A 24,183-nucleotide genomic window follows, 5' to 3' on the forward strand; every position below is an offset into this window, starting at 1 on the left:
CGCGGCCTCGTCGGGTCCGGGCCCCTCCGGACGTCTTCGATTAGATCAGCAATACCGCGCGTTCGGTTCACGCCGGGAAGCCGATTTCTGCGGCCGCCGCGCGACCGGTAGCGTCTGGCGGATGCCGCGCGGAACGTACCTGCACCTGGACGAGGGGGTCGCCGAGACCTTCCAGTGCGCGCCGGGCCCCGGCGGCTGGCGCTACGTGGGGGAGCGCGCCGACGGCGTCCGCACCGACCTGGTCGTGGACTCGCGGTGGCGGCAGATCCGTGTCGAGATCGTCGCCCCTGCCTGGTGGGCGCGGGGCGGCGTCACCGGGCCCGCCGTCGCGTGGGTGCGCGGCGCGGGCGACGACGCGGCCGGGCACGACGCCCCCGCCAAGGGTTTCCTGGGGGAGTCGCCGGGCTTCCTGGTCGCGGTCGCCCGGTCCCTGGACCTGGCCGAGGGCGCGCAGGCCGACGTGCGGCTGGTGCGGTTGTCGGGGCCGAATCTGGCCGCGCTGACCGTCGCCGAACGCTGGCGGCTCGCCGACGTCACCGCGCACGACACCGACAGCGGCCCGCTGCCCGTCGAGCGCTACGAGGTCGCCGACCTCGCCACCGGCGAGATCCGCAGCGTGCACCTGGCGGGCGACGTGGTGGTGGACGCGCCCGGCGTCGAGCTGACCGACCTGGAGTCGCCGCCGAACCTCAGGGCCTGAGGGTGACGGTGTGCGCGGCCGTCCCCGGGTCGGCCCACACCGACAGGACGCGGCGCGCGGCGTCCCACCGGTACCGCCACTTGCCCGCCGCGTCGGTGCTGGCGACCTTGGGCGTGCCGGACGGCCACCAGATCTCGGTGGGCGCGGTGACCCCGGCGCGGTTCCGCCAGCCGACGGTGAGCGTGCCCGAGCTGTAGGAGATCTTCGTGGGGGTGCCCGCGACGGCGCGCGGGTAGGGGCGGGCGAGCAGCCTGCCGAACACCGTCCAGTTGCCCTGGGCGTCGGTGGGGCCCGCGCCGCCCGGGTCGCTGGACCAGTAGGCCCAGCCGACGCCCAGCCCGTCGGCCATGTCCAGCCAGTCGCGGGTGAAGTCGGCCGCGCCGGGAGCGTCGGCGTTCATGCCGCCGACCTCGCCGATCCACATGGGCAGGTTGAGGCGCTTGGCGGCGGCGGGCAGGTTGCGCTTCCACAGCTCGAACTGGGCGCGGGCCAGGAGCTTGGTCGCGCCGCTGTAGGAGCCGCCGAGGTCGATGCCGACGGGGTAGAAGTGCGGCGCGAACACCAGCCGCTTGCCGCCGGGACGCGGGTCGGTGACGGCGCCGAGCGAGGTGTCGGCGCCCTCGTTGGTGCCGAGCGCCTGCGGCTCGAAGAAGATCCAGTTGTCCCGGTCGACCTCCCGGATCGCGTTGACGATCCGCTGGTAGAAGGGCGTGAGCGTGGGCTTCTCGAAGAACCCGAACTGCCGGGTGCCGCCGAACGGCTCGTTCATCAGGTCGTAGCCGAGCACGGCCGGGTCCTTGGCGAACCGCGCGGCCACGTGCCGCCACATCGCGGTGTAGTGCCGCATCAGTTCCGGGTGCTTGCCGGTGTGGTTCCAGAAGTTGTCGTAGGCGCGGACGACGGCGGGTTGCAGGTAGGTGAGGACCCAGGGCGTCTGGGGCGTGCAGGGCAGGCCGTCGGTGTGGGTGGCCCAGGCGGGCGTGCCGTTGCCCGCGCCCTTGCAGGCGGCCGGGCCGTAGATGTCCTGGTGCATGTCGAGGACGACGTGCATGCCCTGCTCGCGGTACCAGGCGACGCGGCGCGCGACCTCGTCGAGGTACTTCTCGTCGTAGCGGCCGGGGCTGGGCTCGACGTTCTTCCACTGGATCAGGTAGCGGACGGAGTTGCTGCCCAGCTCGCGGGCCTCGCGGACGACGTCCGCGCGGCTGATCCAGGGGAGGCCGGAGGGGCCTTTGGCGGAACTGGCGGTGTTGAGGCCGTGCAGGATCAGTGCGCGCCCCTGGCCGTCGGTGATGACGGGCGGCGGCGGCGCGGCGGCGGGCGCGGCCTCGGCGGGGGAGACCACGGTTCCGGCGGCGAGGACGGCTGTCAGGGTGGCGGTGAGGGTGAGGGCCCGGGTGGGCACGGAACGGGCGCGCATACCGCCTCCTGAGCAAGCGACCGACCAAATATGAAAGTTGCTCGGATATTAGGCCGGGCTCGGGAGGCGTGGCCAGTGGGAGAAATCGCCAACAACGGCGCGGTGTCATGGCGACAGTTGATGAAGGAGGGACGCGGAGGGCGGATGGGGCTACTGCGGCGCAGGACCGTTCGGCGGCCCGTCCTGGCCCGGTCCTTGGGGCGTAGGACCGTTCGGGCCTGCCTGGCCCGGCCAGTGCGGCGCGGGGCCGTTCGGCGGACCTGCCCGGCCAGGCCCCTGGGGAGCGGGACCGTTGGGCGGTACGCCCTGCCCCGGCCAGTGGGGACCGCCCGGGTAGGGGCGCGGCGGTTGCGCGCCGCCCGGATACGGGCTGCCCGGGTAGGGACGGGACGGTTGCGCGCCACCCGGGTACGGGCCCGGATAGGGGCCGCCGGGGTACGGCGCGGGCGGCCGTGGTGCCAGGACCTGCTGGTACGGACCCGCCCCGTAGTGCTGCGGCGGCAGGAAGGCGGGCTGGCCCGGACGCGGCGTGCTGAACGGCGGCGGTGCGGGCGGGCCCTGGCGCGGCGCTCCCACCGGCTGCGGGCCCGCCGCCGTCATCACCATCGCCGGGACGGGCTGCGGCTCCGGCGTCAGCCCCAGGCGCCGCATCCGCCGGAACCGGCGCTCGGCCAGGCGGCGTTCCTCGCGCACCCGGCGCTCGGCCAGCACCGCCGCCAGCAGGATCTCCGGCCGCACCCCCGGCGGCGGGGGCGGGCTGATCACCGCGACGACCTGCCCGGCGATGCGCTGCCCCAGCTCGTCGCGCACCTCCGGCAGCAGCTCCCAGAACCGCGACAGGTACTGGCGGGCCGTCAGCGCCAGCTCGTCGGAGATCTGCGACAGCTCCAGCCGTTGCGCCCACGGCAGCAGCGGCGGCGGCATCACCGCGACCGGCCCGAACATCCCCGTGCTGGGCACCCGCTCCTGGATCACGATCGTCCCGGCGAACACGTCGCCCAGCCGCTTGCCGCGCCTGCTGCCCAGCGAGGTCAGCAGCGCGGGCGCGCCGTAGAACATCCAGAACTCCGGCACCCCGGCCAGCGCCCGCACCAACGCCTGCCGGAACCGCACCGGCCCGCCGTCCTCGGCCACCACCCGCAGGCCCAGCGCCATCTTGCCCAGCGACCGGCCGCGCGTCAGCGTCTCGAACGCGCACGGGTAGCCCACCAGGACCAGCACGCTGGTCAGCAGCACCAGCCCGATCGTCCACGCCTCGTCGGCGACCAGCGCGGTCATCGACACGATGTAGACGGCGAAGTTGAGCACCGCGAGCTGGAACATCAGGTCCAGCAGGAGGGCGCAGCCCCGGCTGGCCAGGCGCGCGACGCGCAGGTCCAGCGCCACGGCCTCGCCGGTCACCAGTTCGGGCATGACCCTCCTTCGGTAGTGGCCGCCCATTTTGCCCGGTGCGCGGGGGGAGGCGTTAGTCTCGCCGGGTGGACGTCGACGCCTACGTGGCCGCGCACAACCCCGAGTGGCAGCGCCTGGAGAAGCTGATCAACTCCGGGCGCAAGCTGTCCGGCCCCGAGATCGACGAGCTGGTCGAGCTGTACCAGCGGACCGCCACCCACCTGTCGGTGGTGCGCTCCAGCTCGCCCGACCCGATGCTGGTGTCGCGCCTGTCGTCGCTGGTGGCGCGCGGACGCGCCGCCGTCGCGGGCGCGCGAGCGCCGCTGTGGCGGGACGTGTCGCGCCTCGCCACGGTCGCGTTCCCGGCCGCCGCCTACCGGTTGCGCTGGTGGTGGCTCGGCAACGCGCTGCTGGGCAACGTGCTGACGCTCGCCCTCGGCATCTGGGTGGCGCGCAATCCCGAGGTGCAGGCCGCGATCGCCACCCCGTACCAGGTGCGCGAGCTGGTCGAGCACGACTTCGCCAACTACTACACCGAGCACTCGGCGGCCTCGTTCGCGTTCCAGGTGTGGATCAACAACGCGTGGGTGTCGGCGGTCGCGCTGATCTTCGGCATCTTCCTGGGCATCCCGACGATCTACGTCCTGCTGAGCAACCAGCTCAACCTGGGCGTCACCGGCGGCCTGATGTTCGCCCACGACAAGGGCGAGGTGTTCTTCGGCCTGATCCTGCCGCACGGCCTGCTGGAGCTGACCGCCGTCTACCTGGCGGTCGCGGCGGGCCTGAAACTCGGCTGGACGGTCATCGACCCCGGCCCCCGGCGGCGCGGCCAGGCGCTCGCCGAGGAGGGCCGCGCCGCGATGAGCATCGCGCTCGGGCTCATCGGGGTGCTGCTGGTGTCGGGCCTGATCGAGGGCTTCGTGACGGGCTGGGTGCACGTCACGTGGCTGCGCATCGGCATCGGCGTGGTGGCCGAGGCGGCGTTCCTGGCGTACGTGGTGGTGCTGGGCCGCCGCGCGGTGCGCGGCGGCGAGACGGGCGACGCCGAGCTCCGCCCCGACCTGGCCCCCACCTCCGGCTGACCCCCCGCCCGGCTCGCTCGCGGCGTCCGGCCCGTCCGCGACGTCCGGTCTGCTCACGGCGTTCGGCCCGGTGCCGTCCGAACCCCTCACAGGCGGCCGGCGGCCTTCAGGGCCAGGTACGCGTCGGCCAGCGCGGGCGCGATCTCCTCCGGCGGCGCGTCCACGACCTCCACGCCGTAGGAGCGCAGCTCCGCCGTCAGCCGACGCCGGTCCGCGCGCGCCCGCTCGGCCGCCGCCGCGTCGTACACCGCCGCCAGATCGCCGCGCGCCGCCGCCATCTCCGTCACCCGCGGGTCCGAGATCGCCGCCACCATCACCATGTGCCGCGCCGTGAGCTGCGGCAACAGCGGCAGCAGCCCCTCCTCGATCGCGGCGGTGTTCAGCTCCGTCAGCAGCACCACCAGGCACCGCTGCCGCACCCGCGACATCAGCGTGGACACCATGCCCGCCGCGTCGCTCTCGATCAGCTCCGGCTCCAGCGGCGCCATCGCCTGCACCATCGCGGGCAGCAGGTCGGTGCGCGAGGCCCCCTCCACGCGCGCGCGTACGCGCCGGTCGTAGGCCAGCAGGTCCACCCGGTCGCCCGCCCGCGACGCCAAAGCGCCCAGCAGCAGCGCCGCGTCCATCGAGCAGTCCAACCGGGGGACGTCGCCGACCCGCCCGGCGGCGGTGCGGCCGGTGTCCAGGACCAGGTAGATGCGGCGGTCGCGCTCGGGACGCCAGGTCCGCACCACGACGTCGCCGCGCCGCGCCGTGGCCCGCCAGTCGATGGAGCGCACGTCGTCGCCGTCCACGTACTCGCGCAACGAGTCGAACTCGGTGCCCTGCCCCCGGATCAGCGCCACGTGCGCGCCGGTCAGCTCGCGCAGCTTGGCCAGCTTGCCCGGCAGGTGGCGGCGCGAGGGGAAGGCGGGCAGCACCCGCACCCGCCACGGCGCGGGACGCGACAACTGCCGCGCCGCCAGCCCCAGCGGCCCCACCGACCGCACCACGACCGTCACGGCCTCGCGGTCGCCGCGCCGCGACGGCACCAGCGTCATCTCGACGCGCCGCCGCTCCCCGGCGGGCACGTCGATCCGCGTCACGCGCGGCGCGGCCCCGGCGCTCGGCGGCCACACGTCGCGCAGCCGCGCCTTGACGCGCCGCCGCCCCAGGTTCTCCACCGTCAGCGCCACGTGCGCGGTCTCGCCGAGCCGCACGTTGGCGTCGCCGGACCGGTGGAAGCGCAGCGCCCGCACGTTCCCCGCCAGCAGCAGGTCCGCGACCACGCCCGCCAGCAGCACGCCCCACAACACCCACAGGGTGCTCCAGCTCGGCAGCACCAGCGGCACCAGCGCGCCGAGCAGCGCCAGCAGCCCGAGCCGCCCGGTCAGCGCCATCAGCGCGGCGCGGGGACGTGGGCGAGGATGCCCTCCAGCACGCCGTCGGCGGTCGCGCCCTCCAGCTCGGCCTCGGGCCGCAGCTGGACCCGGTGCCGCAACGTCGGGCGGGCCAGCGCCTTCACGTCGTCGGGCGTCACGTAGTCGCGGCCCGACAACCACGCCCACGCGCGCGAGGTCGCCAGCAGCGCGGTCGCGCCGCGCGGCGACACCCCGAGCGCCAGCGACGGCGACTGCCGGGTCGCGCGGCACAGGTCCACCACGTACGCGGCGACCTTGGCGTCCAGGTGCACCGTGCGCACCGCCGCCTGCCCGGCCGCCAGCTCCGCCGCCCCAGCGACCGGCCGCACCCGCGACAGGTCGCGCGGGTCGAAGCCGGACGCGTGCCGCTGGAGCATCGCGATCTCCTCGTCCCGGGACGGGACCGGCACCGTCAGCTTCACCAGGAAGCGGTCGAGCTGCGCCTCGGGCAGCGGGTAGGTGCCCTCGTACTCGACCGGGTTCTGCGTCGCGCACACCACGAACGGGTCGGGCAGCGGGCGGGCCTTGCCGTCCACCGACACCTGCCGCTCCTCCATCGCCTCCAGCAGCGACGCCTGCGTCTTGGGCGGGGTGCGGTTGATCTCGTCGGCGAGCAGCAGGTTGGTGAACACCGGCCCGGCCCGGAAGTCGAACTCGGCGGTGCGCGCGTCGTAGACCATCGAGCCGGTGACGTCGCCCGGCATCAGGTCCGGGGTGAACTGCACCCGCTTGAAGTCCAGGTCCAGCGCCCGCGACAACGTCTTGACCAGCAGCGTCTTGGCCGTGCCCGGCACGCCCTCCAGCAGCACGTGGCCGCGGCACAGCAGCGCGATGACCAGCCCGGTCACCACCGAGTCCTGGCCGACGACGGTCTTGCCGACCTCGGCGCGCAGCGCGGCCAGCGCCGCCCGCGCCTCCTCGGCGCCCGCCGGCGGGGCGTCCGCCGGGACGTCGTCGTCCTTGTCGAGGTCCACAGGGTGGTTCACGAGTCGCGTACCTGCCTTTCCAGGTCGTCGAGAAGATCGGAGAGCCGGACGAGCCCGGCGTCGTCGGCCGGTTCGGGACCGTACAGGGCCGCGCCCACCTCGGCCTCGGCCCGGCCGGTGCGCAGCGCGACCGCCGAGACGATCCCGTTCGCGGCGGCGGGGTCCTGCGCCGCGCCGCGCGGCAGTCCCAGCAGCGGCACCAGGCGCTCGCGGGCCCCGGCGCGCAGCGCGTCGGCGGCCCGGTCGCGGGCGCGGTGGGCCCGGTAGAGGCGCGCGCGCCCCTCCACGGTCTCGCTGGAGCGCACCACCACCGGCAGCGCCTCGGCCACCACCGGCCCCAGCCGCCGGGAGCGCCACAACGCCACCAGCACGACCGCGACCAGCAGCTCCAGGAAGAACAGCTTGACGCCGAACGGCAGCAGGTCGCCCAGCGTCCGCTCGCCGCCCTCCGCGCCCGGCTCGGGCAGGTCGGGGATCAGCCACACCATCGAGGAGCGGGCCCCGACCAGGTTCATCGCCAGCGCGGCGTTGCCCTCCTCGGCCAGGTGCTCGTTGGTGAGCGGGGAGCTGGAGCCGAGGACGGTGACGGTGCGGCCGCCGATCGACGCCTGCACGAGGCGGGGCAGCCCGTCGGCCTGGTAGCAGCCGGTCGCGCCGGGCGGGACCTCGTAGGTCTCGGCGTTGGCGAACGTGGCGCGCCCGGCCTGGGCGGCGGCGGGCAGGGCGCAGTCGGGGTCGTCGGCGCGCTCGAAGCTGGGGGCGGCCTCCCGGACGCCCGGGGCGAGCGCGGCCAGGGCGTCGCGGCCGGGCGCGACCAGCAGCAGGTCGCCGGGGGCCGAGCGCAGGCGCTCCAGGTCGGCGTCGGTCAGGCGCTCGGTCCGGGTGACGACCAGGACCGCGTCGCCGGTGGCGCGTCCGGCGGCGTCGGCGGCCCGGCGGGACACCGCGACGGGTGTGCCGCGCTGCTTGAGGATCTCGGCGAGGGCACGGGTGCCGCCCGCGCCGGGCGAGGTGGGGTCGAGGTCCTGCGCGGTGCCGGAGGGGCGCAGCGCGGCCAGCGCCACCGCGATGGCGACCATGGCGAGGAGCGCGAGCAGCACCCCGCGCGAGGCGCGCCAGCGCCGCCCGGCGACCTGCCGCGCCGACGGAACGGCGGCCCCGTCCGGCGTTCCCGCGCGCGTCACCATCGCGGGCCCCCGTCCTGGTCGGCGCCGGTCAGCGCGGGGTCGTCGGCGCGCTCGTCGTCCAGGGCGCGGGGGCGGGCCGCGCGGACGCGGTCGTCCACGGCCTTGACCTGCTCGTAGGCGGGCGCGCTGCCCGGACGGTCGCCGTACCAGACGTCGTCGAAGATCCGCACGGCGGCGGCCAGGTCGCCCGCCAGGTCCGGCAGCGCCTCGCCCGCCTCGGCCGCCAGCTCGTCGGCGGTGCGGCCCGGACGGGGCGCCAGGATGGCGCGCTCCTCCAGGTCGCGGGCCAGCGCGCGCAGCCGCTCGCGGATCGCCTGGGGCCACGCGCCGGTGGCGGCCAGCCGTTCGGCCTCGGCGCGGTGGTCCAGGGCCGAGGACGGCGCGTCGTCCAGCAGCGCGTCCTGCGCCGAGCGCACGTTGCGGCCGCCGCGCATCAGCCACACCACCAGGGCGACCGCCGCCAGCAGCAGCACGATGATCACCACCCAGGACACCCAGCCCATCGCGCCGCTGCCGTGCGCCTCGGGCTGGGCGGTGCGCTGGAACAGCTCGCGCAGCCAGTCGGAGAAGGAGTCCCAGGCCCGCTCCAGCCAGGACGGCTTGTCGCGCTGGTAGATGGGCTTGTCCAGCTCGCGGCGGGCCAGCTCGCGGGCCTCGTCGCGGCCGATGGGATCGGTGCGGATCATCGGCGTCCGGCCTCCGGGCGTGCCGCGGGCCACTGGTTCGGGGGCTGCGCGGGCGGCTGGAAAGGCGGCTGCGTCGGCGGCTGGGCGGGCCGTTCCGCCGGCCGCCAGAGCTCGAAGAAGCCGTCCGCCCCGGCCCGGGAGCGGGTGCGCAGGTCGAGGTCCATGCCCTCGCGGCGCATCCGGCGGTCCATGTACAGCAGCGCGATCACGCCCGCGTCGAACGGCAGCACCACCGACCAGCTCACGATCCGGCCCACGGTGTCCAGCGCCAGCGCGCCGAGGGCCGCGCCGCCGCCCTCCGCGTCCCCGAAGAAGATCAGCTGGGCGAGCAGGAACGGGATGCGCAGGGCGAAGAACCCCATGAACACCGTCACCAGCAGGGCCAGCAGCAACGTCCCGCAGGTCCGCCACCAGCGGCCCCGCGACAGGTGCCGGGCGCGGGCCAGCGCCCTCCCGACCGGCTGGCGCTCCAGCACCACCGCGGGCGCGGCCAGCACCAGCAGCACGTACAACCACACCATCAGCGCGATCCCGGCCGGGACGCCGACGATCGCCGCCAGCGCGCTCAGCGCCGGATGCGCGTCCACCGCCAGCAGCGCCAGGAACGGCCCGGCCGGCACCAGCAGCCCCAGCAGCGCCGCCCCCATGATCGCCAGGCTGACGACCAGCAGCGCGCCGACCTTGGGCCGGGCGTCCCGCCACGCCTGGCGCGGCGGGTTGGGCAGCCCGAACAGGCCCCGGCCGAGCACCGGGCCGAGCAGCCCGGCCAGCAGCAGCACGCCGTAGGCCGACAGCACCAGGCTGATCATCCCCAGCGTGAACTGGGCGCCGAGCGAGCGCAGCAGCACGCTCGGGGTGACCTCGTCGCGGGCCTGGTCGCCGACGAAGAAGTAGGCGGTGACCGAACCGGCCACCTGGATGACGGTGGTGACGGCGAGCGACAGGCCCAGCGTGGTGCGGGGGGCGCGGCGGATGCCTGCGACGGCGCCGTCGAGCATCTCCGAGATCGACATGGGGCGGAACGGGATGTCCCCGCCGAGAAGGGTGGCGGTGTCCATGGAAGCCAGGTCAGCGGGCGCGTCGTCGGCCGCACCGCCCGGCGTTCCGTCGGCGGGGCCGCCCGGCGTCCCCTGAGACGCGCCATCGGCCGAGCTGCCCGGGATTCCGTTGGCCGCGCCGACGGCCGGGCCGTTCGACATCCCACTGGCCGCGTCGCCGATCGGGCTGCCCGGCATCCCGCCAGCCGCGCCGACAGCCGGGCTGCCCAATGTCCAGACGGGCATGCCATCCGCCGGGCTCCCCGGCGTGTCGCCGGACGGGTTGATGGAGGCGTCGGCGGGCACATCGGCGGGCGCGGTCGCGTCGCCGCCCCGCTCCTCCGGTCTCGCCATGCCAACTCCCCATGCGCCTGTCGGATCCGGTCATCCTGTCATGTCGGACCGCCTGGATTGCCCGTACAGTCCGGGTCGGGGCCCGGCGTGCCGCGCCCTTTCCCCCGCGTCCCGCAGGCCCGCCCGCCAGGCATCGGACGCGGCCGAGGCGGGTCAGGACCCGGTTTCGGGAAATCAGGGGGAGTCATGTACGAGGCAAACGCAGGTAACCTTGCGTGCCGAGGCATATCTCACCCTGGCGAGGTGGGCCCGGACCCGGTCCCGAAGGCGGCGGTCCGCCGCCGGAATCCCGATCCCCACCGAACCCCGACCTAGTGACGATGAGGGCCATGAGAGGACGTGTACTGGTCGTCGACGACGATCTCGCTCTCGCCGAGATGCTCGGCATCGTGCTGAGGGGCGAGGGTTTCGAACCGTCGTTCGTGCACGACGGCGACAAGGCGCTGGAGGCGTTCCGGGAGACCCGGCCCGACCTGGTGCTGCTGGACCTGATGCTGCCCGGCGCCGACGGCATCGACGTGTGCCGCCAGATCCGCGCCGAGTCCGGCATCCCGATCGTCATGCTGACCGCCAAGAGCGACACCGTGGACGTGGTGCTCGGGCTGGAGTCGGGCGCCGACGACTACATCGTCAAGCCGTTCAAGCCCAAGGAGCTGGTGGCGCGCGTGCGGGCCCGGCTGCGCCGCACCGACGAGCCCGCTCCCGAGACGCTGCAGATCGGCGACATCACCATCGACGTGGCGGGCCACTCGGTCAAGCGCGCCGACCGGCACATCCCGCTGACCCCGCTGGAGTTCGACCTGCTGGTGGCGCTGGCCCGCAAGCCGCGCCAGGTCTTCACCCGCGAGGTGCTGCTGGAGCAGGTGTGGGGCTACCGGCACGCGGCCGACACCCGGCTGGTCAACGTGCACGTGCAGCGGCTGCGCGCCAAGATCGAGAAGGACCCGGAGCGGCCGGAGATCGTGGTGACCGTCCGGGGCGTCGGCTACAAGGCCGGCCCGGCCTGAACGCGCCGTCCCGATGAGCCCGCCGCGCCCTCCGGTGGCCCGCCGACCCCGCCCGACCCGCCCTGCCCGGCAGGCGCGGGCCCTCGGGCTGCCCCGGCGGGCCCTGGAGACCGCTAGCGGGACGCACGGCACGCGCAAGAAGCACAGCGTGCTCAACACCCGCGGAACACACAGCACACGCGGCATCCACGGGACGCGCGGCCCTCACGGGATGCGCGGCCCCCACGGGACGTGTGGCATCCATGGGACGCGTGACACGCGCAGCGTGCGCGGATGCCGATGCCCCAGCACGCGCAGGACGCGTCGCCCCCTCCCGGGCGGCGCGGGCGTGGCGTCCCGGTGAGCGGCGTCACCCGCCGGCGCGCCGTCCGTCCGCTGCGCCGGGGCCGCACCGCCACCGGACCGGCCGGACGTCCCGGCCGCGCCGGCGCCGGACGCTCCCGCCGCGCCCTCGCCAGGGCCCGCCGCGCCCTGCGCCGCGTCTTCCGCAGCGGCTACTCGCGCTGGCGCCGCTCCCTCCAGATCCGCGTGGTGACCTGGACGCTGGTCCTGTCGGCGGTCGTCGTGGCGATCCTCGGCATCTTCATCACCCAGCGCATGTCCAACGCCCTGATGGACGGCAAGGCCAAGACGGCCCAGGCCCAGCTCGACGACGGCCTCGCCCAGGTGCAGCGCGACCTCGGCAACCGGGGCAGCACCACCGACGACACCGACCGCCTCAAGCGCGCCGTGGACGGCCTGAAGGCCCGCAGCGGCCCGTCCGGCCTGTACGAGGTCTACATCCGCGACACCCGCGAGCAGACCTACGACGGCTTCGCCACCAACGAGCTGCTCAGCGAGAGCGTGCCGCAGCGCATGCGCGAGGAGCTGCGGCACGCCCCGACCGGCGCCCGCGTCTACACCTACGGCTGGCTGACCTACAACAAGGGCGCGCCCGTCCAGGGCCTGATCATGGGCGGCAAGACCGGCCAGCTGGAGCTGTACTACCTGTTCCCGCTCACCCAGGAGCAGCACACGCTGACGCTGGTCAGCCGGTCGCTGGTCGGGGTCGGCGTGGTGCTGGTGCTGCTGCTGGCCGCGATCGCCTCGCTGGTCACCCGGCAGGTCGTCACGCCCGTCCGGCTCGCCGCCCAGGGCGCGCAGCGGCTGGCCGCCGGACGGCTGGAGGAGCGCATGCGGGTGCGCGGCGAGGACGACCTCGCGCGCCTCGCCCGCTCGTTCAACGACATGGCCGCCAACCTCCAGGAGAAGATCGGCGAGCTGGAGGACCTGTCGCAGGTGCAGCGGCAGTTCGTGTCGGACGTCTCGCACGAGCTGCGCACCCCGCTCACCACCATCCGCATCGCCGCCGACATGCTCTACGAGAGCCGCGACACCTTCGACGACCCCGCCGTCGGCCGCTCGGCCGAGCTGCTGCAGAGCCAGCTGGAGCGCTTCGAGTCGCTGCTGGCCGACCTGCTGGAGATCAGCCGCCACGACGCGGGCGCGGCCACCCTGGACGCCGAGTCGCTGGACATGCGCGACCTGGTGCTGCGCTGCGTCGGCGACATCCAGGGCCTCGCCGAGCGCAAGGGCAGCAAGGTCGTGCTGCAACTGCCCGGCGAGCCGTGCATGGCCGAGGTCGACCGCCGCCGCGTGGAGCGCATCCTGCGCAACCTGCTGGTCAACGCCGTCGAGCACGGCGAGGGCGAGGACATCGTGGTGTCGGTGGCCGCCGACCGCGACGCGGTGGCGGTGGCCGTCCGCGACCACGGCGTCGGGCTGAAACCGGGGGAGGGCCAGATGGTGTTCGACCGCTTCTGGCGGGCCGACCCCGCGCGCGCCCGCACGACGGGCGGCACCGGGCTCGGCCTGTCCATCTCGCGCGAGGACGCCCAGCTGCACGGCGGCTGGCTCCAGGCGTGGGGCGAGCCGGGCGCGGGCTCGCAGTTCCGGCTGTCGCTGCCGCGCGTGGCGGGCACCGAGCTGCGCGGCTCGCCGCTGCCGCTGGTGCCGCCGGGCGTGGGCGGGGCGCGGCCGCTGTTCGCCGAACTGGAGGCGGGCGAATGACGTCGGGGTATGGCACCGCGCACGAGACCGGCTCCGCCGGCGGGCCCGGGAAGCAGGGCCGCGACCGGGCCGGGGACCTCGGCAAGCAGCGTCCAGGGCAGCTCGGGGAGCGCCCGGAGCAGGCCCGCGAGCCGCGCATGCGGCGCGTCCCGGCCGCGCTGGCCGCCGCCGCGGCGCTCACCATCGGCGCGGTCGGCTGCGCCAACGTCCCCACCAGCGGCCGCGTGGTGTCCGGCAAGGCCGTCGAGCGCGCCGACCAGGTCGACGACCCCTACGTCCGCATCATCCCGGTCCCGCCGAAGGCCGGCTGGGCCCCCGACCAGGTCGTGTCGGGCTTCCTGGCGGCCTCCGGCAGCTTCGACGACGGGCAGCGCGTCGCCCGCTCCTACCTGGCCAAACCCGGCGCGTGGACGCCCGGCCCGCGCCCGTCGGTCACCGTCTTCAAGGACCGGCTCCAGCCCGTCATGGTCAAGCAGGACGCCGTCCAGGCCACCGTCCGGGTGGAGGGCGAGCAGCTCGGCGCGATCCGCGCCGACGGCCAGTACGTCGCCGACCCCAAGAAGGTCGCCGTCACCTTCGACCTGGCCAAGAACCCGCAGGCCGGATGGCGGATCGCCGGGCTGTCGGGCGACGCCGGAGCGCGGCTGCTGCTGACCAAGAGCGACGTGGAGCGCGCGTTCCGCACCGTCGACCTGTACTTCTTCGGCCCCGACCGGGGCGCGCTGGTGCCCAACGGGATCTTCCTGCCGCTGGTCGACCGGCAGAGCCTGCCCGCCCAGCTCGTCCAGGCGCTGCTGGGCGGCCCGACGTCGTGGTTGCGCGACGCGGTGCGCAGCGAGTTCCCGGCCGGCACCAAGCTGCGCGGCGTCACCGTCGACAACGAGATCGCCACCGTGGAGCTGAGCCGGGAGGCCGCCTCCGGCGACCTGCGGCGGATGTCGGCGCAGCTCAGCTGGACGCTGCGGCAGCTGTCGGAGATCCGCTACTGGAAGTTGCGGATCGACGGCGAGAACTACACGCCCGAGGGCATGGGCGAGACCCAGCCGGTGTCGCGGTCCTGGGAGGAGTACGCCCCCGACGGCCCGCGCGAGCACCGCGGCGGCGAGGCGTACGCGATGGGCCTGGCCGGCGACCTGAGCCGCCTGGCCGCCGACAAGCCGCAGCCGGTGATGACCAACGACGCGGGCCGCCTCAGCCGCCCCGCCGTCTCGCCCGACCGCCGGGAAGCCGCCGGGCTCAGCCGCAAGGGCGACCAGGTCCTGGTCACCGACCTGGCCGGGGACCAGCGCCTGCGCCCCCTGCTGACCGGGCGGGGCAAGCAGTCGCGCTTCACCGCGCCCGCCTTCGACCGCCACGGCCGCCTGTGGACGGTCGAGAGCAGCGCCGACAAGTCCTGGTTGTGGGTGCGCGAGCGCGGCGGCCCGCCCGTGCAGGTCAAGGTGTGGGGGCTGAGCGGCCGCCAGGTGCTGGCCTTCCAGGTCGCCCGCGACGGGGTGCGCGCGGCCGTCATCGTCCGCATCGAGGGCATGAACCAGGTGCAGCTCGGCCGCGTCATCCGCGCGCCCGACGGGGCGCTGGACGTGGGGTCGTTCCTGCCGGTCAGCTCCGAGCTGCCCGACGCACGCGACCTGTCCTGGCGCGACTACGGCAGCCTCGCGGTCCTGGGCCGCAAGGAGCTGGACGAGACGGTGCTGCCCTACCTGATGCCGGTCGGCGGCGGCGCGATCTCGCCGCTGGGCGGCGGGGTGCTGAACTCGGCCCGCACGATCGCGGCCGCGCCCGGGGCCCCGGTGCTGATCGGCACCCGGACGTCGGAGGGGCTGCGGGTGTGCCGGCAGCGCAACCCGAGCGAGCAGTTCAGCGAGTGGACATGCTCGATCCCGGCGACGGACCCGACCTACCCGAACTGAAGAACCGGCCCCACCCCACCCCAACGGACCCGGCCCACCTGAACTGACGGATCCCGCCCGCCCGGCCTGACGGCCCCGGCCCACCTGTCCCGACGGCCCCGGCCCGACGGACCCGCCCCACCCAGCCTCACGGACCTGCCCTACCCGTCCCGACGAACCTGCCCCACCCCGACTGGGCGCCGAAGTTATCCACAGGCTGGAAACTCGTCGCCCGAAGTCCCGCCGGACGGCGCAGACTTGTCTCATGCGCTCGTACACCGCCTTCCTCGATCTGCTCCTCCCGCTACGCTGCGCGGGCTGTTCCCGGCCCTCAGGGCTTCTCTGTGGCCGCTGCGGGGCCTTACTGGACTCTGCCCCCACCCGGGGCAGCCCCGGCCCCGCATCGCCCGTCCTGCCACCGGTCTGGTCGGTCACCGCCTACGCGGGCCCGGTCCGCAAGATGATCACCGCCTACAAGGACGACGGCCGCACGCCCCTGGTCGATCCGTTGGGACGCGCCTTGGCTCAGGCCCTCAAAGCCGCGACAGCCGACATGCCGACCGACGGCCCCTTCCTGGTGGTCCCCGTTCCGTCAGCCCGCCGCGCCGTGCGCCGCCGTGGCCACGACCACATGCGCCGCATGGCGGAGGCGGCCGTCCGGGAACTGCGCCGTGCCGGTCTGCCTGCCACGGGCCTGGCGGCCCTGCGCCAGTGCCGCCGCGTCCGCGACCAGGCGGCCCTGTCCCGGCCCGCTCGCGCTGCGAACCTGGCCGGTGCCCTGGAAACGCACCCGGCCGCAGACGTAGCGGGCCGCACGGCCCTCCTGGCGGATGACGTCCTGACGTCCGGGCACACCCTCGCGGAAGCGACACGGGCCCTGGAGGAGGCGGGCGCCGACGTTCCGGCCGCCGCGACCGTCGCGGTCACCCTCCGTAGGCCCGGCTCCTGACGCGCCACCACCCGCGCGCCGCGCCGGACCCGGCGCCGTGCCGCCCCGCCTACCCCTCATGATCAGGTGATGTCGGACTGGCGGGCCTGATACTGGGCGGTGCCGGGGAAGGTGACTTTCTTCACGGTGACACGCCCGGACGGTAGTTACCTGTTGTAACCATCAACCGTCCGAGATGTCGGCGATGGCGTGATTGGTTGCGATATCAACGGTCACCGATGGTCCGTTGCCGAGTAGAGATTTTGCAAACCAGACCGGTGGTGAGGTCCCGCTGACCTGCGTCCCGACGATCGGCCGCAACCCCTGCGCATACAGGGTTTCACGGCATGTGAGCGGCGGCCGGAGGGGCCCCGGGCACCCCTCCGGAGGGCCCTCCGATGACGGTCAGTGAGTTTTTCCTCCCTCCACCCCCCTGACATTCGTGGCGTAAGGGGTTAGCGTTCCTGACATGGCACCCGCCCGGGTCCGTGGTTGCGTTGGATCGCAGTGCTCGTCGCGAGCACGGAAGGCGGTCCGGCTAGCCGATGCCAGGCGCAGGCGAAACGGCCCACGTAAGGCGACTTCTCGTCGACCGATCACGGTGCGCCTTAGAGGTAAGTCCTGCCCCGCCGGAGGATCAGACATCCTCCGTACCGGGAGAAGGGCAGTAGTGGCAACAGAGCTGCGAGCCCCTCGGCAGGCGGATGTGGGGACGAAGACCAGGTCGGCCGGGCGGGTGCGACCCATCCAGCTGTGTAGTTCGCGTCGGGATGGGGAGACCCCCGTCCCAACGTCGAACGACAACCGGGAGAAGGGGGGTCCCGCGTGGACATCATCGTGAGGGGCCGGCACACCGACGTCAACGACAGGTTCCGTCGGCACTGCGACACCAAGCTGACCAAGATCGAGCGGCTCAACCAGAAGATCACCCGCGTGGACGTGGAGGTGTCCGAAGAGCGCAACCCGCGCCTGGCCGACCAGCGCGAACGGGTCGAGATCACCATCCGCGGCCGCGGCCCGGTGGTGCGGGCCGAGGCCGCCGCCGACGACCGGTACGGCGCGCTCGACCTGGCCCTGGACAAGCTGGAGTCCCGGCTCCGCCGCGACGCCGACCGGCGCAAGCCGCACCACGGCAGCCGCAACAACGCCAAGCTCGCCGCCATGGAGGCCGCGCCGCTGCCCGCGTTCGGCGCGGCGGTCGCCACGGTGGCCGAACCCGACACCCGTACCGACCCCGACACCGACGCCGCGGCGGCCGCCGACGAGGCGACCTCCGACCTCGATGGCAACCTGGTGCCGATCCCCATGGACGGCGACGGCCCGGTCGTCGTCCGCGAGAAGTTTCACAAGGCCGAGCCGATGGGCATCGAGCAGGCCCTGTTCGAGATGGAGTTGGTGGGCCACGACTTCTTCCTGTTCCGCGACAAGGCCAACGGCTCGCCCTCGGTGGTCTACCGCCGCCGCGGCTGGGACTACGGCGTCATCCGCCTTGTCGAAGAGTGATGTGGCACTTGCGTCACGTCACGACCCGAAGCGTGTCATGATCTAGAGGACGTCGGCCGGCAGGCCGCGGACGCCGCGGCCGGGCGCGCCGCGCGGGGCTCGTCCCGCGCGTCGGTGCCCGGCCGCGCGCCCGTGCACAGGCCCTCCGGGAACGGTCCCGGCCCCCAGCACGTTGGGCCGAGGACGCCTCCGGACGGCGGGCGTCCGACCGGTGGAGCCCGGCCCCGCACCAGGGACACGGAAACCCGCACCGGACCCGCACCACCCCGAGGGCCCACGCCCCCGGACCGGCACCACCCCGGGAGCCTTCGCTCCCGAACCCGCACCACGCCGGGAGCCAAATGCCCCTGGATCTGCACCACCCCGAGGGCCAGTGCCCTCGGACCCGCACCACCCCGGGGCTGCGCCCCTGGGACCTGCACCACCCTGGGGGCTGCGCCCCCGGATCCGCACCACGCCGGGAGTCAACGCCCCCGGTCTGCACCACCCCGAGGGCCCGTGCTCCCGGATCCGCACCACCCCGGGGGCCGAGCCCCTGGGACCTGCACCACCCTGGAGGCGCGTCTCCGGGCCCGTACCACCCCGGGAGCCAGCGCTCCCGGACTCGCAAAGCCCCGGGGGCCCGCGCCCCCGGACCCGCACCACGCCGAGCACGGCCCCGGTCCCGCACATCCCGGGGGCGCTCCCGGCGGTACCACCCCGGGAAGGCCCGGGCCGCGCGAGCGCCGGTCCGGAACCGCCCCGGTTTCCCGGCGCCCGCCTGGGGGACACCCCGGGAGCGCGCCGACCCGTCCGGGGACGACCCCGGGCGACCCCGTCCGGGGGCCACCCCGGATCCCGAAACTGCATAGATCCCAGATCACCGATTGCGAAGGGGGGAAGCGGCGTCCCCTCCACGCCGCGACTCAGGTGAGCGAGATTCCCGAGGCTCGCGGCGCCGCGGCGGTGCCCCGCCAGGCCGGCGCCATCCCGCGCGGCGGGTCCGGCGGGTCGGCCGACCCCATCCGCGTGCTCATCGTGGACGACCACGCGCTGTTCCGCCGCGGCCTGGAGATGGTGCTCCAGGGCGAGGAGGACATCGAGGTCATCGGCGAGGGCGGCGACGGGCACGAGGCCGTGCAGATGGCCGGCGACCTGCTGCCCGACGTGGTGCTGATGGACATCCGCATGCCGCGCCGCAGCGGCATCGAGGCGTGCACCGCGATGAAGGAGGCCGCGCCCAGCTCCAAGATCGTGATGCTGACCATCAGCGACGAGGAGGAGGACCTCTTCGAGGCGCTCAAGGCGGGGGCCAGCGGCTACCTGCTGAAGGAGATCTCCATCGACGAGGTGCCGCAGGCGGTGCGCGCGGTGCACGGCGGGCAGTCGCTGATCAGCCCGTCGATGGCGTCCAAGCTGATCACCGAGTTCGCCTCGCTGGCCAAGCGCAGCGAGGAGCGCACCCAGCAGGTGCCCGCGCCGCGGCTGACCGAGCGCGAGATGGAGGTGTTGCGGCTGGTGGCGCGCGGCCTGGGCAACCGGGAGATCGCCAAGGAGCTGTTCATCTCCGAGAACACCGTGAAGAACCACGTCCGCAACATCCTGGAGAAGCTCCAGCTGCACTCGCGGATGGAGGCGGTCGTCTACGCGGTCCGGGAGAAGCTGCTGGAGATCACCTGAGCCGGAGGTGACCGTCGAAGGCGTTTTGTCGGTGTCGTCCTCTAGCATCACGGCGTGACCTACGCCGAACTCTCCGCCGACGAGGCGCGCCGCCTGCAACTGCGCGCGCAGGGACTGCTGGGCGCGGGCGCGCGCCGCGGCGGCGTGCCGGGCGCGCTCGCCCGGCTGGGCGCCGTCCAGCTCGACACGATCTCGGTGCTGGCGCGCTCGCACGAGCTGGTGCCGTACGCGCGGCTCGGTCCGGTGGGCCGGGCCGCGGTGGACGCCGCCTACTGGGGCGATCCCGCTGGCACCGCGCCGCACCAGGCCCGCACGTTCGAGTACTGGGCGCACGCCGCGTCGATCCTGCCGGTGGCCGACTGGCCGCACTTCGCGTTCCGCCGCCGCGCGTTCCGCGAGCGCGGCCACCGCTGGCACCAGGTGCCCGAGGGCGCGTGCGACGAGGTGCGCGCCCGGCTGAAGGCCGACGGGCCGCTCACCACCAAGGACCTGGGCGGCGCGCGCTCGGGTCCCGGCACGGGTTCGATGTCGGACTCGTGGGCCTGGAGCGAGCACAAGATCGCCATCGAGTGGATGCTGGACCTCGGCGAGGTCGTGTGCGTGCGCCGCACCGGCTGGCGGCGCGTCTACGACCTGGCCGAACGCGCCATCCCCGCCCCGCTGCTGGGCCACGAGCCGAGCGAGGCCGAATGCCTGGCCCACCTGGTGCGGCACGCCGGACGGGCGCTGGGCGTGGCGACCCGCGCCGACCTGGCCGACTACTACCGTCTCAAGGGCGAGCAGGTGGACTCCGCCGTCGAGGCCGCCGGGCTCGTCCCCGTCACCGTCGCCGGGTGGCGGCACCGCGCCTGGGCCGACCCCGACGCGCTGGCCGAGCCCGCGCGCGGATGGCACGTCACCACGCTGCTGTCACCGTTCGACTCGCTGGTGTGGGACCGCGCCCGCGCCTCGCGCGTGTTCGGGTTCGACCACCGGCTGGAGGCGTACGTGCCCAAGCACAAGCGGGTGCACGGCTACTTCGCGATGCCGGTGCTGGCGGGCGGGCGGCTGATCGGCCGGGTCGACCCCGGCCGCGAGGGCCGCACGCTGGTCGCCCGGCAGGTGTCGCTGGAACCGTGGGCCGCCACGCCCGCCAAGATCGAGACGTCCGCGACGGCCCTCGCCGAAGCGTTGCGGCGCGCCGCCGACTGGGTGGGCTGCGACGACGTCCGCATCGAACGGGCGAGTGACGCGGAACTCACCGGGGTGCTCCGCGCGTTCCTCTAGGGATGGACAAAACAGAGCGACCCGCCCGGGATCCCAACGTGCGATCCTGCGGCGGGCCGTTCTCCACGGACCGGACGTCAGCCGTGCGGGGTGTGCTGGGTGTCGGTCTTGACGGGCTTGTCGATGGTCTCGCCCGCCCTCCCGCCCCGGCGCCTGGCCGTGCGCTTCCCGAAGACCGAGTAGTCCACGATCTCCGGGATGACACGTGGCGCGTCGACCACCACGTCAGAGAAGATCCCGACCGCCGCGCTCACCACCAGACCGACCACGATGACCGCCGCACCGACCCAGAACATCAGCCAGTTGGGGCCCAAACACAACGCCACGCCACCGATGGCGAAGCCGATGAAGATGATCGAAACCGCGACCCACGAGCTGGGCCGTCCGGCGTGCGAGCCGTGCGATTCCTCGGACATGATGCGCCTCCCCTCAGGTGCACTGAGAGATCTTTCCTTGACCTGACGGGCCAAACGGGACCCGTCCTGGATTGCGTCGCAGGGTGACCTAGACCATTCTGGGTCTCGCCTACGATGGCATCGTACGTGTGGTGTGCGTACCGCCCTCCAGCGGTGACCCACGATCTGCAAGGAGCCTCCGAGAGTGCCGCCAGTCATCGACAAGATCCTTCGTGCGGGCGAAGGCAAAATCCTGCGCAAGCTCAAGAAGCTCGCGGATCAGGTCAACTCGATCGAGGAAGACTTCCTCGAGATGAGCGACGCCGAGCTGCGTGAGCTGACCGACAAGTACCGGGAGCGGATCGCCGAGGGCGCGAGCCTGGACGACCTGTTGCCCGAGGCGTTCGCGACCGCCCGCGAGGCCGCCAAGCGCGTCCTGGGGCAGCGGCACTACGACGTCCAGATCATGGGCGGCGCCGCGCTGCACCTGGGCAACATCGCGGAGATGAAGACCGGCGAGGGCAAGACCCTCACCTGCGTGCTCCCCGCCTACCTGAACGCGCTGTCCGGCAAGGGCGTGCACGTGGTCACGGTGAACGACTACCTGGCCAAGCGCGACGCCGAGTGGATGGGCCGCGTGCACCAGTTCCTCGGCCTCGACGTGGGCGTCATCCTCCCGCAGATGACCCCCGAAGAGCGCCGGGCCGCCTACGAGTGCGACATCACCTACGGCACCAACAACGAGTTCGGCTTCGACTACCTGCGCGACAACATGGCCTGGAGCCTGGAGGAGTGCGTCCAGCGCGGCCACAACTTCGCGATCGTGGACGAGGTCGACTCGATCCTCATCGACGAGGCCCGGACCCCGCTGATCATCTCCGGCCCGGCCGAGCAGAACTCCAAGTGGTACGCCGAGTTCGCCAAGATCGTCCCGCGGCTGAAGCGCGCCGAGCTGGTCAGCACCGCCGGCCAGGTCGACCAGTACGGCCCCGGCGACTACGAGGTCAACGAGAAGAAGCGCACCGTCGGCATCACCGAGGCCGGGGTCGAGAAGGTCGAGGACTACCTCGGCATCGACAACCTCTACGACTCGGTCAACACGCCGCTGGTCAGCTTCCTCAACAACGCCCTCAAGGCCAAGGAGCTGTACAAGCGCGACAAGGACTACGTCGTCATGAACGGCGAGGTCCTGATCGTCGACGAGTTCACCGGGCGCATCCTGCACGGCCGCCGCTACAACGAGGGCATGCACCAGGCCATCGAGGCCAAGGAGGGGGTGGCGATCAAGGACGAGAACCAGACCCTGGCCACCATCACCCTCCAGAACTACTTCCGTCTCTACGGCACGCTGTCGGGCATGACCGGCACCGCCGACACCGAGGCGGCGGAGTTCAACAAGACCTACAAGATCGGCGTGGTGCCGATCCCGACGAACAAGCCGATGGTCCGCAAGGACGTCGCCGACGTCGTCTACAAGACCGAGCAGGCCAAGTTCGAGGCCGTCGTCGACGACATCGCCGAGCGGCACGAGAACGGCCAGCCGGTCCTGGTCGGCACCACCTCGGTGGAGAAGTCCGAGCGGCTGAGCAAGATGCTCAAGCGGCGCGGCATCCCGCACCAGGTGCTGAACGCCAAGCACCACGAGCAGGAGTCGGCGATCATCGCCGAGGCGGGTCGCAAGGGCGCGGTCACCGTCGCCACCAACATGGCGGGCCGCGGCACCGACATCATGCTGGGCGGCAACCCCGACTTCCGCGCCGACCTGGAGCTGCACCAGCGCGGCCTGAACCCCCTTGAGACGCCCGAGGAGTACGAGGCCGCCTGGCCCGAGGCGCTGGAGAAGGCCAAGGACGCGGTGAAGGGCGAGCACGAGGAGGTCGCCGAGGCCGGCGGCCTGTACGTGCTGGCGACCGAGCGGCACGAGTCGCGCCGCATCGACAACCAGCTGCGCGGTCGCTCCGGCCGCCAGGGCGACCCGGGCGAGTCCCGCTTCTACCTGTCCCTTGAGGACGACCTGATGCGGCTGTTCAACTCCGCCCGCGTCGAGGCGATCATGACCCGCCTCAACATCCCCGACGACGTGCCGATCGAGTCCAAGGTCGTCTCCGGCGCGATCAAGTCGGCGCAGAGCCAGGTCGAGCAGCAGAACTTCGAGATGCGCAAGAACGTCCTGAAGTACGACGAGGTCCTGAACCGGCAGCGCAAGGTGATCTACGCCGAGCGCCGCAAGGTCCTGGAGGGTGCCGACCTCCAGGAGCAGATCCGCAACATGGTCCACGAGGTCGTGGACGGCTACGTCGCGGGCGCCACCGGCGAGGGCTTCGCCGAGGAGTGGGACCTCGACAAGTTGTGGAAGGCGTTCAAGCAGCTCTACCCGATCTCCCTCACCGTCGACGACCTGGTCGAGGAGGTCGGCGGCGACATCTCCGGCCTGGACGCCGAGACGCTGGCCGAGAAGGTCCGCGAGGACGCCTTCGCGGCCTACGACAAGCGCGAGCAGGAACTCGGCAGCGAGGTCATGCGCGAGCTGGAGCGCCGCGTGATCCTGTCGGTCCTGGACCGCAAGTGGCGCGAGCACCTCTACGAGATGGACTACCTCCAGGAGGGCATCGGCCTGCGGGCCATGGCGCAGCGCGACCCGCTGGTGGAGTACCAGCGCGAGGGCTACGACATGTTCAACGCGATGCTCGACGGCATCAAGGAGGAGTCGGTCGGCTACCTGTTCAACCTGGAGGTCGAGGTGGAGGACCAGCCCACCGCCCCGACCGTCGGCGCGAACCCGGTGGCGCTGAACAAGACGGCCGACACCGACGACGTGCCCGAGGACGACGCCCCGGAGGACGACGTCCCGGCGATCCACGCCAAGGGCCTGGACGAGCCGCAGCGCCCGAAGAAGCTGGACTACTCGGCCCCGACGCTGGACGGCGAGGGCGGCGTGGAGCACCACACCGAGGAGACGGCGGACGAGTACGCGGGCGTGAACCGGAACGACCCGTGCCCGTGCGGCTCGGGGAAGAAGTTCAAGCGCTGCCACGGTGACCCGCGGAGCAAGTAGAGGCAGGTCGTGTAACAACGGTTAGACAGCTGTGAGATAGCGAGAGAGCCCTTTATCTCTCACCGGCGCCGCCGGGCCCTCCAGGGCCCGGCGGCGCCGCTGTTTGAGCCTGAGCCCGCGCGCTCCGCACTCGACCAACAACCCCAGCCCCGTGCCCGAACATGACCACTAACCCCGGCCACCGGGGA

At 73.5% G+C, this 24,183-nt stretch carries 18 protein-coding genes and 1 pseudogene; 11 read left to right on the plus strand and 8 right to left on the minus strand.

Features of this window, described 5'->3' with window-relative positions:
- Positions 1–121: 121 nt before the first annotated feature.
- Entirely contained in the window at positions 122–700 is a 579-nt protein-coding gene (locus AH6_RS30925; RefSeq protein ID WP_067487126.1) for a hypothetical protein, read from the plus strand.
- Here AH6_RS30925 and AH6_RS30930 read toward each other — a convergent pair.
- Positions 690–2,120: a cellulase family glycosylhydrolase gene (locus AH6_RS30930; RefSeq protein WP_067487130.1), complete on the minus strand. Its 1,431-nt coding sequence runs from the start codon at positions 2,118–2,120 to the stop codon at positions 690–692. The two genes, AH6_RS30925 and AH6_RS30930, sit on opposite strands and share 11 nt — an antisense overlap.
- A 150-nt stretch (positions 2,121–2,270) precedes the next feature.
- On the minus strand, positions 2,271–3,533 hold the full coding sequence (locus AH6_RS46795) for an RDD family protein (RefSeq protein WP_083983642.1): 1,263 nt from the start codon (positions 3,531–3,533) through the stop codon (positions 2,271–2,273).
- Positions 3,534–3,598: 65 nt separating this feature from the next.
- Between AH6_RS46795 and AH6_RS30940 the strand changes: the two genes are divergently transcribed.
- Positions 3,599–4,594, plus strand: coding sequence for a stage II sporulation protein M (locus tag AH6_RS30940; RefSeq protein WP_067487133.1), 996 nt, complete (start codon positions 3,599–3,601; stop codon positions 4,592–4,594).
- 86 nt (positions 4,595–4,680) lie between these two features.
- On the opposite strand, the gene AH6_RS30945 is transcribed toward AH6_RS30940, so the two are convergent.
- Genes AH6_RS30945 through AH6_RS30965 form a run of 5 tightly spaced genes read right to left on the minus strand, consistent with a single transcriptional unit; the run spans position 4,681 to position 10,244 of the window.
- The gene (locus AH6_RS30945) at positions 4,681–5,973 is read right to left on the minus strand and encodes a DUF58 domain-containing protein (protein WP_067487136.1); all 1,293 of its coding nucleotides are present in this window, start codon (positions 5,971–5,973) and stop codon (positions 4,681–4,683) included.
- Positions 5,973–6,968 (minus strand): AAA family ATPase, encoded by a 996-nt coding sequence (locus AH6_RS30950; protein ID WP_067487139.1) that lies wholly within the window; start codon positions 6,966–6,968, stop codon positions 5,973–5,975. The genes AH6_RS30945 and AH6_RS30950 overlap by 1 nt, the downstream gene beginning before the upstream one ends.
- Before the next feature lie 8 nt (positions 6,969–6,976).
- Positions 6,977–8,167 carry a DUF4350 domain-containing protein gene (locus AH6_RS30955; RefSeq protein WP_067487141.1) on the minus strand — a complete coding sequence of 397 codons (1,191 nt, stop codon included), beginning with the start codon at positions 8,165–8,167 and terminating at the stop codon, positions 6,977–6,979.
- Positions 8,161–8,853, minus strand: a complete 693-nt coding sequence (locus AH6_RS30960; RefSeq protein WP_067487176.1) for a DUF4129 domain-containing protein — start codon at positions 8,851–8,853, stop codon at positions 8,161–8,163. Before AH6_RS30960 ends, AH6_RS30955 begins: the two co-directional genes overlap by 7 nt.
- On the minus strand, positions 8,850–10,244 hold the full coding sequence (locus AH6_RS30965) for a hypothetical protein (protein WP_067487144.1): 1,395 nt from the start codon (positions 10,242–10,244) through the stop codon (positions 8,850–8,852). Before AH6_RS30965 ends, AH6_RS30960 begins: the two co-directional genes overlap by 4 nt.
- Positions 10,245–10,573: 329 nt before the next feature.
- Here AH6_RS30965 and mtrA point away from each other — a divergent pair, with 329 nt between their 5' ends.
- From mtrA to AH6_RS31000, 7 genes are all read left to right on the plus strand, one after another.
- Positions 10,574–11,251 carry an MtrAB system response regulator MtrA gene (mtrA, locus tag AH6_RS30970; protein ID WP_067487147.1) on the plus strand — a complete coding sequence of 226 codons (678 nt, stop codon included), beginning with the start codon at positions 10,574–10,576 and terminating at the stop codon, positions 11,249–11,251.
- A 273-nt stretch (positions 11,252–11,524) separates the two neighbouring features.
- The gene (mtrB, locus tag AH6_RS30975) at positions 11,525–13,300 is read left to right on the plus strand and encodes an MtrAB system histidine kinase MtrB (protein WP_245679537.1); all 1,776 of its coding nucleotides are present in this window, start codon (positions 11,525–11,527) and stop codon (positions 13,298–13,300) included.
- The gene (locus AH6_RS30980) at positions 13,297–15,210 is read left to right on the plus strand and encodes an LpqB family beta-propeller domain-containing protein (protein ID WP_245679538.1); all 1,914 of its coding nucleotides are present in this window, start codon (positions 13,297–13,299) and stop codon (positions 15,208–15,210) included. Before mtrB ends, AH6_RS30980 begins: the two co-directional genes overlap by 4 nt.
- Positions 15,211–15,649: 439 nt before the next feature.
- The gene (locus AH6_RS30985; RefSeq protein WP_245679539.1) at positions 15,650–16,138 is read left to right on the plus strand and encodes a ComF family protein; all 489 of its coding nucleotides are present in this window, start codon (positions 15,650–15,652) and stop codon (positions 16,136–16,138) included.
- An 804-nt stretch (positions 16,139–16,942) separates the two neighbouring features.
- Positions 16,943–17,620, plus strand: a complete 678-nt coding sequence (gene hpf / locus AH6_RS30990) for a ribosome hibernation-promoting factor, HPF/YfiA family (RefSeq protein WP_067487155.1) — start codon at positions 16,943–16,945, stop codon at positions 17,618–17,620.
- A gap of 909 nt (positions 17,621–18,529) precedes the next feature.
- A complete protein-coding gene (locus tag AH6_RS30995) occupies positions 18,530–19,279 on the plus strand; it encodes a response regulator (protein ID WP_083983644.1) in 750 nt (249 codons plus the stop codon).
- A gap of 54 nt (positions 19,280–19,333) precedes the next feature.
- Positions 19,334–20,545, plus strand: coding sequence for a winged helix-turn-helix domain-containing protein (locus tag AH6_RS31000; protein ID WP_067487158.1), 1,212 nt, complete (start codon positions 19,334–19,336; stop codon positions 20,543–20,545).
- A gap of 77 nt (positions 20,546–20,622) precedes the next feature.
- Here the strand turns inward: AH6_RS31000 and AH6_RS31005 are convergent, their stop codons facing one another.
- The gene (locus tag AH6_RS31005) at positions 20,623–20,961 is read right to left on the minus strand and encodes an HGxxPAAW family protein (RefSeq protein ID WP_067487161.1); all 339 of its coding nucleotides are present in this window, start codon (positions 20,959–20,961) and stop codon (positions 20,623–20,625) included.
- Positions 20,962–21,145: 184 nt separating this feature from the next.
- Here AH6_RS31005 and secA point away from each other — a divergent pair.
- Positions 21,146–23,677 (plus strand): annotated as a pseudogene (gene secA, locus AH6_RS31010) (preprotein translocase subunit SecA); the annotation flags it as partial.
- Positions 23,678–23,917: 240 nt separating this feature from the next.
- A complete protein-coding gene (locus AH6_RS47215; protein WP_444978624.1) occupies positions 23,918–23,995 on the plus strand; it encodes an SEC-C metal-binding domain-containing protein in 78 nt (25 codons plus the stop codon).
- Positions 23,996–24,183 lie beyond the last annotated feature (188 nt).

It is taken from the genome of Actinomadura hibisca NBRC 15177, assembly GCF_001552635.1.
Taxonomy (GTDB): Bacteria; Actinomycetota; Actinomycetes; order Streptosporangiales; family Streptosporangiaceae; genus Spirillospora; species Spirillospora hibisca.

Excerpts from the sequence above, each read along its gene's own strand:
- AH6_RS30925 (WP_067487126.1), top strand. The coding sequence starts at position 122 with ATGCCGCGCGGAACGTACCTGCACCTGGACGAGGGGGTCGCCGAGACC.
- AH6_RS30930 (WP_067487130.1), bottom strand. The coding sequence starts at position 2,120 with ATGCGCGCCCGTTCCGTGCCCACCCGGGCCCTCACCCTCACCGCCACC.
- AH6_RS46795 (WP_083983642.1), bottom strand. The coding sequence starts at position 3,533 with ATGCCCGAACTGGTGACCGGCGAGGCCGTGGCGCTGGACCTGCGCGTC.
- AH6_RS30945 (WP_067487136.1), bottom strand. The coding sequence starts at position 5,973 with ATGGCGCTGACCGGGCGGCTCGGGCTGCTGGCGCTGCTCGGCGCGCTG.
- AH6_RS30955 (WP_067487141.1), bottom strand. The coding sequence starts at position 8,167 with ATGGTGACGCGCGCGGGAACGCCGGACGGGGCCGCCGTTCCGTCGGCG.
- AH6_RS30960 (WP_067487176.1), bottom strand. The coding sequence starts at position 8,853 with ATGATCCGCACCGATCCCATCGGCCGCGACGAGGCCCGCGAGCTGGCC.
- AH6_RS30965 (WP_067487144.1), bottom strand. The coding sequence starts at position 10,244 with ATGGCGAGACCGGAGGAGCGGGGCGGCGACGCGACCGCGCCCGCCGAT.
- mtrA (WP_067487147.1), top strand. The coding sequence starts at position 10,574 with ATGAGAGGACGTGTACTGGTCGTCGACGACGATCTCGCTCTCGCCGAG.
- mtrB (WP_245679537.1), top strand. The coding sequence starts at position 11,525 with ATGCCGATGCCCCAGCACGCGCAGGACGCGTCGCCCCCTCCCGGGCGG.
- AH6_RS30980 (WP_245679538.1), top strand. The coding sequence starts at position 13,297 with ATGACGTCGGGGTATGGCACCGCGCACGAGACCGGCTCCGCCGGCGGG.
- AH6_RS30985 (WP_245679539.1), top strand. The coding sequence starts at position 15,650 with ATGATCACCGCCTACAAGGACGACGGCCGCACGCCCCTGGTCGATCCG.
- AH6_RS31005 (WP_067487161.1), bottom strand. The coding sequence starts at position 20,961 with ATGTCCGAGGAATCGCACGGCTCGCACGCCGGACGGCCCAGCTCGTGG.